Raw genomic sequence first — 16,405 nt, forward strand, 5'->3', positions numbered from 1 at the left:
AAGCGGCGGTCCGACGGCCCTTGGCCCGACTCCCTTCGTCAGGCGGCCCTGGTGATGGTGACCTTGACGTGTTTCATCAGCGGCTGGTCGCTCTGGGTGCTGTAGTCGCCGATCGCGCACAGCACGTTCATCTCCGGCATGTAGCCGGCCGCGCAGCCGCGCGGGATGTCGTACGGAATGGCGAGGTATCCGTCGAGGTGCCGGTGGCTGCCGTCCTTGGCGGTGCTGGTGATGTCGACCGGGTCGAACTCGTGGACACCGCGCTCGCGCATGTCGTCCTCGTTCATGAAGACGAGCGTGCGGAGCCCCTTGACGCCCCGGTAGCGGTCGTCGTCGGAGTAGATGGTCGTGTTCCACTGGTCGTGGGAGCGCATGGTCCCCAGCGCCAGGGTGCCCGGGGCCGGGACGACGTCGGGCAGCGGGGCGGCGGAGAACTCCGCGCGGCCCGAGGGGGTCAGGAAGACCAGTTCGCGGGCGGGCTGCCGGATGCGGAAGCCGAGCGGCAGACGCACCCTGCGGTTGCAGTCCTCGAAGCCGTCCAGGGCCTGGGCCATCGTGTCGCGGATGCGGTCGTAGTCGTCGACGTACCACTCCCACGGGGTGTCGCTGCCGGGGAGGGCGGCGCGGGCCAGGCCGGCGATGACGGCGGGCTCGGACAGCAGGTGCGGCGAGGCGGGACGCTTCATGCCGAGGGAGAGATGGACCATGCTCATCGAGTCCTCGACCGAGGTGCTCTGGATGCCGCCGCGCTGCTCGTCCTTCTCGGTGCGGCCCAGACAGGGCAGGATGAGCGCCCGGCGGCCGTGGACGAGGTGGCTGCGGTTGAGCTTGGTGCTCACCTGGACGGTCAGTTCGCACCGCCGCAGGGCTTCGTAGGTGTACGGGGTGTCGGGCGCGGCGAGGGCGAAGTTGCCGCCCATGCCGACGAACACCTTGACGTCACCTCGGTGCATGGCGTGGATGGTGGCGACGGTGTCGAGCCCGTGCTCGCGGGGCGGATCGATCTTGCAGACCTCCGCCAGGCGGTCCAGGAACTCCTCGCTGGGCCGGTGGTCGATGCCGCAGGTGCGGTTGCCCTGGACGTTGCTGTGCCCGCGCACCGGTGACGGTCCCGCTCCCTCGCGCCCCAGATTGCCGCGCAGCAGAAGGAGGTTGACGATCTCGCGGACGGTGTCGACGCCGTGTTCGTGCTGGCTGACGCCCAGGCACCAGCTGATGATGCTGCGGTCGGCGTCACCGTAGACGCGTGCCGCTTCCAGGACGGAGGCGCGGTCGAGACCGGACTGCCGCTCGATCTCCTCCCAGGTGGTCGCCTCGCACACCGCGCGGTACTCGTCGAAGCCGGCCGTGTGGCGGTCGATGAACTCCTGGTCCACCGCCTTCGGATCGTGCCTGGCCTCTTCGAGCACGGCCTTGGCCATGCCGCGCAGCAGCGCCATGTCGCCGCCGATGCGGGGCTGCAGGTTGAGGGTGCTGGTCCTGGTCGTCTTCATCAGGGCCATGTCCATGAAGTCGTGCGGCACGATGGTGCGGGTGGCGGCCGCCTCGACCAGCGGGTTGATGTGCACGATCTGGGCGCCTCGGTGGTACGCCTCGGCGAGCGCGGTGAGCATCCTGGGCGCGTTGGAGGCCGCGTTGACGCCCATGATGAACAGGGCGTCGGTGGTCTCCCAGTCCTGGAGGTCGACCGTGCCCTTGCCGGTGCCCAGGGACGCCTGAAGGGCGCGGCCGCTGGCCTCGTGGCACATGTTGGAGCAGTCCGGCAGGTTGTTCGTGCCCAGTTCGCGAGCGAACAGCTGGTAGAGGAACGTGGCTTCGTTGCCGAGGCGGCCCGAGGTGTAGAACGACGCCTGGTTCGGATCGTCCAGTTCCCGCAGGATCCGGCCCGCCAGCTCGAACGCGTCGCGCCAGGTGATCGGGACGTAGTGGTCGGACTCGGGGTCGTACACCATGGGTTCGGTCAGCCGGCCCTGGTCCTCCAGGGCGAAGTCGCTCCAGCCGGAGAGTTCCGTGACCGTGTGCTCGGCGAAGAACTCACGGCCCACCCGTTTGCGGGTCATCTCCCAGGTGACGTGCTTGATGCCGTTCTCGCAGATGTCCAGGTGCAGGCCCTTGGTGTCGTCGGGCCAGGCACACCCGGGACAGTCGAAGCCGGTGTTCTCGTGGTTCATCCGCATGATCGCCCGCGGCCCGTCCACGAGTGCGCGCTCGCGCGTCAGCACCCGCGTCACGCTCTTGGCCGCGCCCCAGCCCGCGGCCGGGTGGTGGTACGGGTGGAAGCTCGGTTCTTCCGCGGGAACGGGGCCGACACGGGGCTGCGGTCGCCCCTGGTCCTCATGGGAGGCATTCAAGGCAGTCATCCCCTTCGCCCATCGATGCCAGGTCCGGTGATCGCCCGGTCAGATGGTCGTCGCTGCTTTCCCAGGCTATTCCGGGGGCTCAACGGGCGCCACGGGAGGACTTGCGGCGAGCCCGGCGGCCCGCTGCGGCGGTGCGGCCGGGCGGGGCGGACGCGCAGGGATCACACGTCCCCGGCACCTCCGTTAGGATGCGCAGAAATGGGATCTTTCCCGCTTTTCGCACCACCTCGACCGCCCGCACGGCAACGCCTCGCACCGCAACGCCTCGCACCGGACCTCAACGCCCCGCCCCGCCCCGCCTCGCCCCGAGGAGCAGGAATGACCAGCGAACCCGCGCCGATCAGCGACGCCGGCCGGCGCGCCCTCGAACAGGAGCTCGCCGACGTCCGCGCGGAACGCGAGACGGTCGCGGCGACCCTGCGGGACCCCGACACGGTCGGCGACCGCGCGGACGAGGCAGACGAGTTGCAGCGCGCCAACGAACTCGACCGCCTCGACGCCCGTATCTCGGAGATCACCACGCGGCTCGGCCAGGCGGCCGAGGCGGGCCGCCCCTCCACCGACCGGGTCGGTGTGGGCAGCACGGTCACCGTGCGCTTCACCGACGGCACGACGGAGACCTTCCAGATCGGCGAGCGGGCCGAGGCCTCGGACCAGACCCTGGTCACGGCCGACAGTCCGCTCGGGCGGGCGCTCCTCGGCCGCCGCGCGGGCGACTCGGTGCACTACGACACGCCCGAGCGCAGGGTGACGGCGGTGGTGGTGTCCCTCGGGACGCCTCCCGAGGGACGGGGATGATCTGCGGACCGCTGCGGACTCAGTCCTGGTAGCCGGTCGGCGGGAAGGGGGCACGCGTCCTGCGGGTGACCGTGCCCGTCGGGAGCTCGCCCGTGCTCGCCCGGCGGTCGACCTCGGCCTGCACCTCCAGATACGCGGCCTGCGGGCTCAGCGGGGTCGCGGTGGGCAGGGCCATCTCCCGGCGATCGCGGTCCGCGCGCAGTTCGAGGGCGTCGAGGTCGGGCCGCAGCGGCATGCCCCTGCTGCGGCTGTAGTCGGTGACGCCTTCGACCGCTTGGTTGGACTTGTGGTGGTGTCCCATGTGTCCGTCCTCCTCCGGTGCGCGCCCGAGCGATCACCCGTGGGCAGGGACACCCCTGGACACGGGCCGAACGCATGGTCGCCTCCCCGCGGAGTACCGCTTCCGCGAGACGGGAACAGCGCTTCCGTTCCCTTGTCGCGCACCATGGAACGAGAGTAGTCGCGCAATCGCGACGGCACGCGGCAGGCGCCTGACGGAGCACGTGGCGGGCGCCTCGCGGAAGGCGCCGCCTCTGGCGGAGCGTGACCCGCCCACGGCATCGGGTCACGGCCGGGCGGGCAGGTCGTCGAGGAAGGTGACGGTCGGCACGTGGAACAGGGATCCGGTGACCGCGGTCGAGAAGTCGAGGATGCGGTCGTGCGTGGCCCGGCCGTCGCCGAGGAACATGTTCCGCAGCATCTGCTCGGTCACGTCCGGTGTCCGCGCGTAGCCGATGAAGTACGTGCCGAACTCTCCCTCGCCGACCTTGCCGAAGGGCATGTTCTCGCGCACGATCTTGCGCTCGGTGCCGTCCTCGTCGGTGACGGTGGTGAGGGCCACGTGGGAGTCGGCGGGTTTGACGTCGTCCGGGAGTTCGACGTTGGCCGTCTTCGTGCGTCCGATGGCCCGCTCCTGCTCCTGTGCCGGCAGGGCGTTCCAGGCGGTCAGGTCGTGCAGGTACTTCTGCACGATCACATAGCTGCCCCCGGCGAAACGAGGGTCCTCGTCGCCGATGAAGACCGCGTCGTGCGCGCGCCGCCCTTCGGGGTTCTCGCTGCCGTCCACGAAGCCGAGCAGGTCCCGCTCGTCGAAGTACCTGAAGGCCTGGACCTCGTCGACCACCGTGACCGCGTCGCGCAGCCGTTCCCCGATCAGCCGGGTCAGTTCGAAGCACAGGTCCATACTGCGGGCGCGCAGGTGGAAGAGGAGGTCGCCGGGGGTGGCCGGGGCGCGGTGGCGTTCGCCGGTCAACTCCACGAACGGGTGCAGGCCTTGTGGCCGGGGTCCGGCGAAGAGCCGGTCCCAGGCCGCCGACCCGATGCCGACCACGCAGTCGAGTCCGTCGTCGGGCGCGCGGTAGGCGACCGAGCGGCGCAGGCCCGACAGGTCCTCCAGCAGTCCACGGACCAGGTCCTCGCGCCCCGGCGTGACGGTGGCCACGAGCACCACGGCGGACCTGGCGGGCGGGGCGATCACACGCTGCGGCTCAACCACGGGCGGCCTCCTGACCGGATGCGGGACGGTCCGTCGCAGGCGCGACGGCCGGACGCTCCTCCCATCCTGCTGTGTCCCGGCCGGGGCAGCGCGAGGACCGCCGCCGGCCGCACCGCCGAACGGCCGTGCCGGGACCTCGCCCCGGGCCCGTCCCGGCGGGCGCGGCGCGGCCCGTGCCGGGTCCGGCCGTACGGGCGGCACGCCGGTTTCACGGGCGCCCGCGGGCCCGTACGCTGCGGGCGGGCGCGGGCCCGGCGGCCGCGCTCCCGGTTCACCCGGCGGGCGTCGGCGGCGGGCCGGACGGACGCGGTCCACGGGGCCCGTCGGCGGCGGCCGGTGCCGGGTCCGTGATCCGCAGGTCCGCCTCGATCCACGCCACGGTCGCCAGCAGCGGCGGCAGCAGGTCGCGGCGGACGGCGGCGACGGTGGTGCGGCCGGCGTGCACGGCGATGTTCACACCCGCGACGACGGCACCGTCCCGGCCGCGCACCGGGACGGCAACGGACCGCAGCCCCTCCTCCAGTTCCTGGTCGACGACGGCGTAGCCCTGCCGTCGCACGCGCCGCAGTTCGGCGCGCAGGGCGTCGGGGTCGGCGATCGTGCGCGCGGTCAGCGGGCGCGGGCAGGCCCGGACGAGCCGGGCGTCGAGATCCCCGTCCGGGACGTGGGCGAGGATCGCCCGGCCCACGGAGGTCACCAGCGCCGGGAACCGGGTGCCCACGGTGATCGACTCCGACATGATGCGGCGGGTCGGGACCCGGGCGACGTACACGATGTCGTCGCCGTCGAGGAGGCACAGCGAGGACGACTCCTTCACGTCCGCGACGAGTTGCTCCAGGTGCGGGCGGGCGATCTGCGGCAGCGTCAGGCCGGCCAGGTAGGCGTAGCCGAGTTCCAGCACCCGGGGGGTGAGCCGGAAGAGGCGGCCGTCGTTGTGGACGTAGCCGAGGTCGACGAGGGTGAGCAGCAGGCGCCGGACGGCCGCACGGGGCAGTCCGCAGGCGCGGGCCACCTCGCTGAGGGTGCGGGCGGGCTGCTCCGCGTCGAAGGAGCGGATGACGGCCAGGCCCCGCTCGAAGGACCGTACGAAATGCGATGCGCGGGCTGTCGTGGGCATCGTCGCCTCCCGGTGGTCGCACGGACACGGTTCCCCACACGCTGGGGGCGCGATTCAATAACTGTCAACAATTTTGTCAGCCAAGGGCATTGACCCGGCCGGACGGCCGGACCTACGTTCCCGCTTGAGCCATTGAGCACTACTGTGCGCCCTGCGCACAGCCTGTCGGAACACCGTTGTCTGCACAGGAGGAGCCATGCGTCGTCTGCTCGCCGGTCTCGCGGCCGGTACCTTCCTGCTCGCCACCGCGGCCTGCGGCTCGTCCGGGGACTCCGGTACGTCGGACAAGTCCAGCTCGTCCGGCGGCACCACCACGGTCAAGCTGGGCCTCATCCCCATCGTCGACGTGGCGCCCGTCTACCTCGGCGTGAAGAAGGGCTTCTACGCCGAACACGGCCTGAAACTGTCCCTGACGACCGCTCAGGGCGGTGCGGCGATCGTGCCGGGCGTGGTCAGCGGCCAGTTCCAGTTCGGGTTCTCCAACATGACCTCGCTGATGATCGCCCAGTCCAACAACGTCCCGGTGCAGGCCATCGCCAACGGCATCGCCTCGACGGGCGTGCAGGGCAAGGACTTCGGGGCCATCACCGTGAAGAAGGGCAGCCCCCTGAAGTCCGCGAAGGACCTGGAGGGCAAGAAGGTCGCCATCAACACCCTGAAGAACATCAACGAGACCGCGGTGCGCGAGTCGGTCCGCAAGGCGGGCGGCGACCCGGACAAGGTGAAGTTCGTCGAACTCGCCTTCGACCAGATGCCCGCCGCCCTCGACAGCGGCCAGATCGACGCCGCGATGGTCGTCGAACCGGCGCTCGCCACCGTCAAGAGCCAGGGCGGCGTGGAGATCGCCTCGCCCCTGGTCGACGTCGCCCCGAACCTCACCGTCGCCATGTACTTCACCTCGACGCAGTACGCGCAGCAGAACCCTGAGGTGGTCAAGAAGTTCCAGGAGGCCACCGCCGAGTCCCTGGCCTACGCCGACTCCCACCCGGACGAGGTCCGGGACGTCGTGACCACCTACACCAAGATCCCGGCCTCGGTGCTGTCCCAGGTCACCCTGCCGAAGTGGCCGGCCTCCGCCGACCGCGCGTCCATCGAGGCGTTGGAGAAGCTGGGGCAGCAGGACGGCCTGTTCAAGACGGCCCCCGACCTGGACAAGCTGCTGCCGTGAAGGGGCTGAACGCACTCCTCGGTGCGGCCGGGCTCGCCGCCTTCCTCGCCCTCGGGGAGGCGGTGCCGCGGCTCGGTCTGGTCAAGGCCGCCTACTTCCCGCCCACCAGCCGCATCGCGGGCGCGTTCGCCGACGAACTCGCCGACGCAGCCTTCTGGAGCGCCCTCGGCGACACCCTCACCGGCTGGGCGCTGGGCCTGGGGACGGCGGCGGGCGCGGGCATCGTGGTCGGGGTCCTCGTCTCGGTCGTCCCCCACCTGCGCGAGGCGACGGCCTCGACGATCGAGTTCCTGCGCCCGATACCGTCCGTCGCGCTGATCCCGCTCGCCGTCCTGCTCTACGGCACCGAACTGCGCTCGGTGCTGCTGCTGGTGGTGTACGCCTCCTTCTGGCAGGTGCTGATCCAGGTCCTCTACGGGGTCCAGGACGTCGACCCGGTCGCCGAGGAGACGGCACGCTCGTACGGCCTGGGCACCTGGGCGCGGATCCGGCACGTGCTGTGGCCGACCGCGCTGCCGTACGTCATCACCGGCGTACGGCTGGCCGCGGCAGTCGCGCTGATCCTCGCCATCACGGCCGAACTGGTCATCGGCGCACCGGGGTTGGGGTCGCGCATCGCGGTGGCGCAGACCTCGCAGGCGGTGCCCGAGATGTACGCGCTGATCGTGGTCACCGGACTGCTGGGGCTGCTGATCAACGTCGGGGCGCGGGCGGTGGAGCGCCGGGCGCTGGCCTGGCACCAGTCGGTGCGCGGGGAGGTGGCGGTGTGAGGCCCCTTCTGCTCAGGCTGGGGTTCGTGCTCGGCCTGCCGGCCGTGCTCGTGGCGCTGTGGTGGGTGGCCTCCGACGGCAGTACGAACGTGTACTGGCCGCCGCTGCGGACCATCCTGAAGACGTTCCCGGACGTGTGGACGGCCGACCGGCTGCGCTCGGACGTCCTGCCCAGCGTGGCGCGGCTGGCCGCCGGGTATGCGACGGCGGCCGTCATCGGGGTCGCGCTGGGCACGGTCGTCGGCTCCTACCGGCGGGTGCGCGCGGTGTGCGAACCGGTCCTGGAGTTCCTGCGCGCCGTGCCGCCGCCCGTGCTCGTGCCGGTCATCATGCTGTTCGCGGGGATCGGCGACACCATGAAGATCGTGGTGATCGCGAGCGGCTGTGTGTGGCCGGTGCTGCTCAACACGGTCGAGGGCGTACGGGCGGTGGACCCGGTGATGGCGGAGACGGCCCGCTCCTACGGCATCGCCGGACCCGCCCGGCTGCGACACCTGGTGCTGCGTTCGGCGAGTCCGCAGATCTTCGCGGGCCTGCGGCAGGCGCTGTCCATCGGCATCATCCTGATGGTCATCAGCGAGATGTTCGCGGCCAGCAACGGACTCGGCTTCACCATCGTGCAGTTCCAACGGGGGTTCGCCATCCCCGACATGTGGACCGGGATCCTGGTGCTCGGTCTGCTCGGCTTCGTGCTGTCCGCGGTCTTCCAGGCGGTCGAGCGGCGGGTGCTCGCCTGGTACCACGGACTGCGCGCCGCCACCCGGCGGTCCCCGTGAACTCCGTGAAAGGTCGGTCCATGCTCGACGTACGCGGCTTGCAGAAGGTCTACGAGGGGTCCGGGCGCCGGGTCGAGGCGGTGCGCGATCTGACCTTCACCGTGGAGGCCGGTGAACTCGTCTGTCTGGTCGGCCCGTCGGGGTGCGGCAAGACGACCCTGCTGAAGTGCATCGGCGGGCTGCTCACGCCCACGGCGGGCGAAGTGCTGTTGGCGGGGCGGAAGGTGACCGGGCCGCCGCCCGGGATGGCGTTCGTCTTCCAAGAGTACGGGCGCAGCCTGTTCCCGTGGATGCGGGTCGCCCAGAACGTGGAACTCCCGCTGAAGCAGAAGAACTTGAGCAGGGAGCGGCGCAGGGAGCTGGTGGCCGACGCGCTGGCCTCGGTGGGTCTCGCGGACGCCGCCGGGGCCTATCCGTGGCAGCTGTCGGGGGGTATGCAGCAGCGGGTCGCGATCGCCCGCGCGCTGGCCTACGAGCCCGACGTGCTGCTGATGGACGAGCCGTTCGCGGCCGTGGACGCCCAGACCCGCGCCGATCTGGAGGACCTGGTGCGGGGGCTGTGGCGGGAGCGCGGGATCACCGTCCTGTTCGTCACCCACGACATCGACGAGGCGGTCTATCTGGGCGAGCGGGTGGTGGTGCTGTCCGCCTCCCCCACCGTCGTCCAGGAGCAGCTGAAGGTCGATCTGCCGGTCGAGCGCGACCAGCTGAACACCCGGGTGGCCCCGCGCTTCGCCGAGCTGCGCACCCATGTCTATGCGCAGATCCAGGCGGCGAAACGCGGGGTCCCCCATCAGCCGGGAGGTCCGGACAAGGTCGGCACGGATACGCCTCCACCTCACTGAACCGGCCCGCCGGGCGGCACCCCGGCACGGTGGTGCGGCGGTTCAGCGGCGCAGCCAGGCCGCCGTGTCCTGCGGGAGCCGGCCCCGGTCGTCCAACGGGGAGCTGGTGAGCAGGAGTTCGGTGTGGGCGGGCAGTTCGGCCGGGTCGGCGCCCAGGTTCACGACACAGGTCGCGCCGTCCGACCGGGCGAAGGCGAGGACGCTCTCGGGAGCGTCCAGCCAGGTCAGCGGGCCGTCACCGAGGACCGGACGCAGGGCGATGGCCCGCCGGTAGAGGGTCAGCATGGAGCGCGGGTCGTCCTGCTGCCGGTCGACCGCGTACGAGGCCCAGCCCACGGGCTGCGGCAGCCAGGGCTCGGCGTCGGCGGCGGACCCGAAGCCCGCGTGCGGCGCGTGGGCCGCCCAGGGCAGCGGTACCCGGCAGCCGTCTCGGCCCGGGTCGGCCCCGCCGGAGCGGGAGTGCATCGGGTCCTGGATCCGGTCGACCGGGATGTCGGCCTCCGGCAGCCCCAGTTCCTCGCCCTGGTAGAGGTAGACCGCGCCGGGCAGGGCGAGCGACAGCAGGGCGGCGGCGCGGGCCCGGCGCACGCCCAGCGACAGGACGGTGGGGGTGCCGAAGGCCTTGGCGGCGAAGTCGAAGCCGGTGTCCTCGCGGCCGTACCGGGTGACCGTGCGGGTGACGTCGTGGTTGCACAGCACCCAGGTGGCGGGGGCGCCGACGGGCGCGTGCTCGGCCAGGGTGGTGTCGATCGACGTCCGCAGCCGGCCGGCCTCCCAGGGGCAGGACAGGAAGGAGAAGTTGAAGGCGGTGTGCAGCTCGTCGGAGCGCAGATAGCGGGCGAAGCGTTCCGTGTCGGGCAGCCAGACCTCGCCCACGAAGACCCCGTCGTAGGCGTCGGCGACCGTGCGCCAGGAGCGGTAGACGTCGTGGAGTTCGTCGCGGTCGACGTAGGGCAGCGGGCCGGCGCCGCCGTCGACGTCGGGCAGCTGCGGGTCCTTGGCGAGCAGGGCGGCGGAGTCGATGCGCACGCCCGAGACACCCCGCTCGAACCAGAAGCGCAGGATGTCCTCGTGCTCCTGGCGGACCACCGGATGGTCCCAGTTGAGGTCGGGCTGCTCGGGCGTGAACAGGTGCAGGTACCAGTCGCCGTCGGGCAGCCGGGTCCACACCGGCTCGGTGGAGCCGACGAACTGGGACGGCCAGTTGTTGGGCGGCAGCGCGCCGTCCGGGCCGCGTCCGGGGCGGAAGTGGAACAGCTCGCGCTCGGGGCTGCCCGGGCCCGCGGCCAATGCGGCCTGGAACCAGGGGTGCTGGTCGGAGACGTGGTTGGGCACGATGTCGACGATGGTGCGGATGCCCAGCTCGCGCGCCTCGGCGATGAGTTTCTCGGCCTCGGCGAGCGTGCCGAAGGCGGGGTCGACGGCGCGGTAGTCGGCGACGTCGTAGCCGCCGTCCTTCATGGGCGAGAGGTACCAGGGGTTGAACCACAGCGCGTCTACGCCGAGTTCGGCGAGGTACGGCAGCCGGGCACGGACCCCCGCGAGGTCACCGGTGCCGTCGCCGTCGCCGTCGGCGAAGCTGCGGACGTACACCTGGTAGATGACGGCACGGCGCCACCAGTCGGTGTCCCGGTTGCGGGCAGGGAGGGGCTGTCCCACGGTGCATGCCTTTCTGTCGGGGGGAGGGCGTCAGCCCTTGGTGCTGCCCGCGCTGATGCCGGCGATGATGTGCCGCTGGAAGACGAGGAACAGGGCGACCATCGGGATGCTGGCGATCACCATCGCGGCGATCAGCACGGTCAGCTGGATGTTCTGCGACAGCTGGACGAGCGCCACGCTGATCGGCTGCTTGTCGGTGTCGGAGAAGACCATCAGCGGCCACAGGAAGTCCTGCCAGACGGCGACCAGCGCGAAGATCGACACCACGCCCAGCACCGGCCGGGACATCGGCAGCACGATCGACCACAGGGTGCGCAGCCGGCCCGCGCCGTCGATCTCGGCGGCCTCCAGCACATCGCGCGGCAGCTGGTCGAAGAAGCGCTTGAGCAGGTACAGGTTGAAGGCGTTGGCGACGGCCGGCAGCCAGATGCCGAGCGGGTCGTTGAGCAGGCTGGTGTGGATCAGCGGCAGGTCGGCCACGGTCAGGTACTTCGGCACGACCAGCGCCTGGGCCGGAACCATGAGGGTGGCGAGGATGCCGCCGAGGATCACCTTGCCGAACGCGGGCCGCAGCCGGGACAGGGCGTAGGCGGCGGCCGTGCACAGCACCAGCTGGAACAGCCAGGCGCCGGCCGCCTGGACCACGGTGTTCCACAGGTGCTGCGGGAGCTGCATCAGGTCCCAGGCGTCGGTGTAGCCGCTGAGGTGCCAGTGTTTCGGGACCAGGGTCGGCGGGGTCTGCGCCACCTCGTCCGGTGACTTCGCCGCGCCGGTCACCATCCAGTAGACGGGGAACAGGAAGGCGAGCGTGAACAGCACGACGACGCCGGTGAACACGCTCCAGTAGACGGCCCGGCCGCGGGGGCGGGCCAGGGTCGCCGGGGAGACCAGGGTACGGACGTCGTTCATGCGCCCTCCTCGCCGGAACGGGTGAGCCGCAGATAGAGGGCGGAGAACACGCCCAGGACCAGCAGCAGCATGACGCTCAGGGCGCAGGCGCCGCCGAAGTCGTTGTAGAGGAATGCGTACTTATAGATCAGGTACAGCACGGTCACCGTGGCGTTCTCCGGTCCGCCGCCGGTGATGACGAACGGTTCGGTGAACACCTGCATGGTGGCGATGATCTGAAGGAGCATCAGCATCAGGATGGCGAACCTGGTCTGCGGGATCGTCACATGGCGGATGCGCTGGAGCAGGTTGGCGCCGTCGAGTTCGGCGGCCTCGTACAGCTCGCCCGGGATCGACTGCAGCGCGGCCAGGTAGATCAGGACGGTGCCGCCCATGTTGGCCCAGGTGGCGACGAGGACGAGGGAGACCAGGGCGGTGTCGGCGCCGTTGGACCAGTTCGAGGTCGGCAGGTGTAGAAACCGCAGCGCCTCGTTCGCGAGGCCGGTGCCGGGGTCGTAGAACCACTTCCACAGCAGGGCGCTGACCACCGGCGGGATCATCACCGGCAGATAGACCGCGACCCGGAAGAACGCCTTCGCGTGCCGCAGTTCGTTGAGGACGAGCGCGAGGACGAAGGGGACGGCGAAGCCGATCAGCAGGGCGAGCAGGGTGAAGGTCAGCGTGTTGCGCCAGGCGGCGGTGAACTCGGGGTCGTGCAGCACGCGGGTGAAGTTGGCGGTGCCGACCCACTCCGGCGGGGAGCCGGGCGTGTACTTCTGGAAGGCGATCACGACGGCGCGGATCGCCGGGTACCACGAGAAGAGGGCGAAGCAGACGAGCCCGCCGGCGAGGAACGCGTAGGCGCGGGCCTGGTCGGCGAGGCGGCGCCGCCTCCGGTCCCGGACCGGGGGCGGCGTCTGCACCGGGCGGACGGCGATCGCCTCGGGGGCGGTCCGCCGTGCTGCCGTGGTCTTGGTCATGTCCGGTCAGCCTCGGGCCAGGATGCCGTCGATCTTGCCCGAGGCGTCCTTGAGGAGCTGGTCGATGTCCGCGTCCTTCTTGGTGAGGACCGCCGAGACGACACCGTCGAGGACGGAGTAGATCTGCTGGGCGTCCGGCGGCTCGATCTTCATCTTCAGGCTCTGGTTGCCGTCGAGGAAGGCCTGGTAGTTCTCCACCGGCACATTGGCGTTGGCCTTCTTGACCTGCTGGTCCTTGGCGTCGGCGGCACCGGTGAACAGGCGCGGCTCGGGCAGGCCGACCGGGGCGTCGTTCTTCTTGGCGCGTGCGTAGTCGCCGAGGAAGCCGGATCCGGGGGTGAGGAACATGTGGTCCAGCCACTTCAGGCCGGCCCGGATCTGGGCGGGCGAATCCTTCTTGCTGAACATGTAGCCGTCGCCGCCGATGAGGGTGCCCTGGCCGCCGGGCATGGGGGCGAGGGCCAGGTCCTTGTAGTTCCCGCCCTTCTCCTTCACCAGGATCGGGATGTTGTCGGGCGCGGAGAGGTACATGCCGAGCTTGCCGGAGCCCATCAGCTGCTGGACGTCGTTGATGACCAGCAGCTGCTTGCTGCCCATCGAGTTGTCGCTCCAGCGCATGTCGTGCAGGTTCTGCAGGACGGCGTGGCCCTGCGGGGTGTCCACGGTCGCCTTCTTGCCGGAGGCGTCGACCACGTCGCCGCCCTGGGAGTAGAGCTCGGCGGTGAAGTGCCAGCCGCCCTGGTTCTGGGCGCTGTAGTCGGCGTACCCGACCGTGCCGCCGCCGAGCGCGGCGATCTTCTTGGCGTCCGCGCGCACGTCCGCCCAGGTCGCCGGGGGCGTGTCGGGGTCGAGGCCGGCCTTCTCGAAGAGCTTGCGGTTGTAGATGAGCCCCATGGAGTAGCCGGTGCGCGGGACGCCGTAGATCTTCCCGTCGACGGTGTAGATGTCGCGCAGCTGCTGCTGGATGGTGTCGTAGCTCTTCAGTTCCTTGACGTACGGCGTGAGGTCGGCGGCCTGGTTGATGTCGACGACGTGCTTGGCGTCGGTGAAGTACGTGTAGAACACGTCCTCCATCTGGCCGCCGGCGAGTTTGGCGTCGAACGTCTTCGGGTCCTGGCAGGGGAACGCGTCGTGAGTGACGACGTCGATGTCGGGGTTCTTCTTCTCGAAGGCGGCGACGTCCGCCTCGAAGAACGACCGGTCGACCTTGGCGCTCTTGGGCGGCATGCAGTTGACCGTGATGCGGGTCTTGCCGCTTGCCGAGTCGTCGTCGTTCGACCCGCAGGCGGTGAGGGCAAGGGAGCAGACGCTGAGCGCGACGAAGGTACGACGGAACCCGGTGCGTGTCATCGGTGGACCCCTCTTGGCAGAAGCAGGAAGCCCCACGGCGATGTGCGACGCACATCGCCGTGCTGGCGCCGCACACTCAAGCACCGGCGACAGCCGTCCGCAAGATGTCGCGCAGAATCTGTAATTATTTGACAGCGTTGTGGTTCTGCTTGATCTCAGTCCCGGGGCGCTTGCGCGGTCGACCCCCGTACGACCAGCTCCGGCTCGAACAGCAGCTCCTCGGCCGGTACGGAGCTGCCGCCGATCTGTGTGTTCAGCAGCTCCACCGCGGCCCGGCCCATCGCCTCGATGGGCTGCCGGACGGTGGTCAGGGGCGGCTCGGTGCAGTTCATGAAGGCCGAGTCGTCGTAGCCGACCACGGAGATCTGCGAGGGCACGTGCAGGCCCTTGCGACGCGCGGCCCGCACCGCGCCGAGCGCAAGGGGGTCGCTGGCGCAGACGATGCCGGTCACCCCGCGTTCGATGAGCCGGGCCGCCGCGGCCTGACCGCCTTCCAGGGAGAACATGGCGCGTGCGACGCGGTCGTCGGGCAGGTCGCCGAGAGCGCGGGCGGCGGCCAGCTTGCGGGCCGAGGGGACGTGGTCCTCCGGCCCGAGCACCAGCCCGATCCGCTCGTGGCCCAGCGAGGCCAGATGCCGCCAGGCCTGCTCCATGGCCACGGCGTCGTCGCAGGAGACGGCCGGGAAGCCCAGGTGCTCGATGGCCGCGTTGACCAGCACCACCGGGATGTTGCGGTCGGCGAGCAGCCGGTAGTGGTCGTGGGGTGCGTCGGCCTGCGCGTACAGGCCGCCGGCGAAGACCACACCGGAGACCTGCTGCTGCAGCAGCAGCGAGACGTAGTCGGCCTCGGAGACCCCGCCCTTGGTCTGGGTGCACAGCACGGGTGTCAGACCGAGCTGGGCCAGCGCGCCGCCGATCACCTCCGCGAACGCCGGGAAGATCGGGTTCTGCAGCTCGGGCAGCACCAGGCCGACGAGCCGGGCACGCTCCCCGCGCAGCTGGGTGGGCCGCTCGTAGCCGAGCACGTCCAGGGCGGACAGCACGGCCTGCCGGGTGGGCTCGGACACCCCGGGCTTGCCGTTGAGCACCCGGCTGACCGTGGCCTCGCTGACCCCGACCTTCTTCGCCACTTCAGCAAGTCGTCGCGTCATGAGCGCAAGAATAGCGCAAGCCACGCAAGCCGCTTGCGTACGCGAGCCCCGCCCTCGGCCCCGGCGTCACGCGCGAAGGCGGCGGACGCCGGGGAAGCTCACTGACCGAAGCGCCGTCGGCGACCTGAACGCCGGCGGTGCCCGGTCAGGACTCGGGGGACGGCACCACGGTGAGATGGGCCGCGGTGCGGCGGGCACGCCCGGGTGCCGCGGCGGGGCGGCGGCTCTCCCGCAGGACCATGGTCAGGCGGCTGTACCCCATGCCGTGGAGGCTCTTGGGGGTCTCGCCGACGATCCGGCAGTCGGTGGCGCCCCAGCGGGGGTCGGGGTGCAGCAGCGGGCGGACCGCGCCGTCGTGCTCCAGCGCGCCCTCGCCCACCGCGCGGATCCAGTGCGGCAGGCCCTGCCGGTAGGCGGCGTCCATGATCGGATCCTGGGCGATGTCCCGGCGGATCGCCTGGAGCGCGAGGTCGTGGCCGTGCCGCTGCACCGCGGCGTCGAAGTGCGCCAGCATCGGCAGGCACCAGCTCGACTCGTGGTCGCCGAGGACCGTGCCCGCGTCCGGGTGGAACAGCACGAACCGGAGGAAGTTGTCGCCCGGCATCGCCGTCGGATGCGGGCCGACCTCGGCGAAAAGTGACTCGAAAGCGGTGTTGGCCAGGACCACGTCCCACGCGTGGTCGACGACGAGGGAGGGAAAAGGGGTCGACTCCAGAAGCACGGCGTAGTCCTGGAGGTACGCCCGCGCCTCGGGACTCTCGGGGACGGGCCGCGGTGCCGACCGCTGCCCTCCTGCCTGATACGCCATCGGGAGGTCACCCCTCTTGCCTCTGCGGCCTTCACGCGGCGCCCTGATCCTGCTGCCCGGACGCAATGCGTGTCAACTATCGTGGCATTTCATGCTCGTTGACGGCTGAAATTGGCCACAGTTGTGGCGAGACCTGGATGTGAGTTCGAGCGACCGGCTAATCTCCGGGCAGTTCACGGCGACGGCCGGGAGGGGCGCGAAGCCTGTGAAGGGTCTGTGAGAGACGTAGGAGAACTGTCG

Annotated in this window: 15 protein-coding genes; 5 read left to right on the forward strand and 10 right to left on the reverse strand. The window is 70.8% G+C overall.

The genetic code is table 11. The features are described 5' to 3' along the window. Window positions 1-38: 38 nt before the first annotated feature. Complete coding sequence (locus ACZ7OY_RS07930; RefSeq protein WP_471910586.1) at window positions 39-2,351, reverse strand: FdhF/YdeP family oxidoreductase; 2,313 nt, start codon at window positions 2,349-2,351, stop codon at window positions 39-41. A gap of 327 nt (window positions 2,352-2,678) precedes the next feature. Here ACZ7OY_RS07930 and ACZ7OY_RS07935 point away from each other — a divergent pair, with 327 nt between their 5' ends. Beyond that, window positions 2,679-3,158 carry a GreA/GreB family elongation factor gene (locus tag ACZ7OY_RS07935; RefSeq protein WP_471910587.1) on the forward strand — a complete coding sequence of 160 codons (480 nt, stop codon included), beginning with the start codon at window positions 2,679-2,681 and terminating at the stop codon, window positions 3,156-3,158. A 19-nt stretch (window positions 3,159-3,177) separates the two neighbouring features. On the opposite strand, the gene ACZ7OY_RS07940 is transcribed toward ACZ7OY_RS07935, so the two are convergent. The 3 genes from ACZ7OY_RS07940 to ACZ7OY_RS07950 form a co-directional block, all read right to left on the reverse strand. After that, window positions 3,178-3,459, reverse strand: coding sequence for a hypothetical protein (locus ACZ7OY_RS07940; RefSeq protein ID WP_471910588.1), 282 nt, complete (start codon window positions 3,457-3,459; stop codon window positions 3,178-3,180). Between the two features lie 264 nt (window positions 3,460-3,723). Next, window positions 3,724-4,653 (reverse strand): Dyp-type peroxidase, encoded by a 930-nt coding sequence (locus ACZ7OY_RS07945; protein ID WP_471910589.1) that lies wholly within the window; start codon window positions 4,651-4,653, stop codon window positions 3,724-3,726. Window positions 4,654-4,924: 271 nt separating this feature from the next. Beyond that, complete coding sequence (locus tag ACZ7OY_RS07950; RefSeq protein ID WP_471910590.1) at window positions 4,925-5,770, reverse strand: IclR family transcriptional regulator domain-containing protein; 846 nt, start codon at window positions 5,768-5,770, stop codon at window positions 4,925-4,927. Window positions 5,771-5,966: 196 nt separating this feature from the next. On the opposite strand from ACZ7OY_RS07950, the gene ACZ7OY_RS07955 reads away from it, so the two are divergent. Genes ACZ7OY_RS07955 through ACZ7OY_RS07970 form a run of 4 tightly spaced genes read left to right on the forward strand, consistent with a single transcriptional unit; the run spans window position 5,967 to window position 9,329 of the window. After that, entirely contained in the window at window positions 5,967-6,938 is a 972-nt protein-coding gene (locus ACZ7OY_RS07955) for an ABC transporter substrate-binding protein (protein WP_471910591.1), read from the forward strand. Then, the gene (locus ACZ7OY_RS07960; protein WP_471910592.1) at window positions 6,935-7,708 is read left to right on the forward strand and encodes an ABC transporter permease; all 774 of its coding nucleotides are present in this window, start codon (window positions 6,935-6,937) and stop codon (window positions 7,706-7,708) included. Before ACZ7OY_RS07955 ends, ACZ7OY_RS07960 begins: the two co-directional genes overlap by 4 nt. Further along, the gene (locus tag ACZ7OY_RS07965) at window positions 7,705-8,484 is read left to right on the forward strand and encodes an ABC transporter permease (RefSeq protein WP_471910593.1); all 780 of its coding nucleotides are present in this window, start codon (window positions 7,705-7,707) and stop codon (window positions 8,482-8,484) included. The genes ACZ7OY_RS07960 and ACZ7OY_RS07965 overlap by 4 nt, the downstream gene beginning before the upstream one ends. A gap of 20 nt (window positions 8,485-8,504) precedes the next feature. After that, window positions 8,505-9,329 (forward strand): ABC transporter ATP-binding protein, encoded by an 825-nt coding sequence (locus tag ACZ7OY_RS07970; RefSeq protein ID WP_471910594.1) that lies wholly within the window; start codon window positions 8,505-8,507, stop codon window positions 9,327-9,329. A gap of 42 nt (window positions 9,330-9,371) precedes the next feature. Here ACZ7OY_RS07970 and ACZ7OY_RS07975 read toward each other — a convergent pair whose 3' ends face one another. From ACZ7OY_RS07975 to ACZ7OY_RS08000, 6 genes are all read right to left on the reverse strand, one after another. Next, complete coding sequence (locus ACZ7OY_RS07975) at window positions 9,372-10,988, reverse strand: glycoside hydrolase family 13 protein (RefSeq protein WP_471910595.1); 1,617 nt, start codon at window positions 10,986-10,988, stop codon at window positions 9,372-9,374. Window positions 10,989-11,018: 30 nt separating this feature from the next. Then, window positions 11,019-11,897: a carbohydrate ABC transporter permease gene (locus tag ACZ7OY_RS07980; protein ID WP_471910596.1), complete on the reverse strand. Its 879-nt coding sequence runs from the start codon at window positions 11,895-11,897 to the stop codon at window positions 11,019-11,021. Then, window positions 11,894-12,856 (reverse strand): carbohydrate ABC transporter permease, encoded by a 963-nt coding sequence (locus ACZ7OY_RS07985; RefSeq protein ID WP_471910597.1) that lies wholly within the window; start codon window positions 12,854-12,856, stop codon window positions 11,894-11,896. The genes ACZ7OY_RS07980 and ACZ7OY_RS07985 overlap by 4 nt, the downstream gene beginning before the upstream one ends. 6 nt (window positions 12,857-12,862) lie before the next feature. Further along, complete coding sequence (locus ACZ7OY_RS07990; protein ID WP_471910598.1) at window positions 12,863-14,206, reverse strand: ABC transporter substrate-binding protein; 1,344 nt, start codon at window positions 14,204-14,206, stop codon at window positions 12,863-12,865. 155 nt (window positions 14,207-14,361) lie between these two features. After that, the gene (locus ACZ7OY_RS07995) at window positions 14,362-15,357 is read right to left on the reverse strand and encodes a LacI family DNA-binding transcriptional regulator (protein ID WP_384730508.1); all 996 of its coding nucleotides are present in this window, start codon (window positions 15,355-15,357) and stop codon (window positions 14,362-14,364) included. Window positions 15,358-15,502: 145 nt separating this feature from the next. After that, window positions 15,503-16,165, reverse strand: coding sequence for an MmyB family transcriptional regulator (locus tag ACZ7OY_RS08000; RefSeq protein ID WP_471910599.1), 663 nt, complete (start codon window positions 16,163-16,165; stop codon window positions 15,503-15,505). Between the last annotated feature and the right edge of the window lie 240 nt (window positions 16,166-16,405).

This window comes from Streptomyces sp. NPDC107559, from assembly GCF_055657365.1.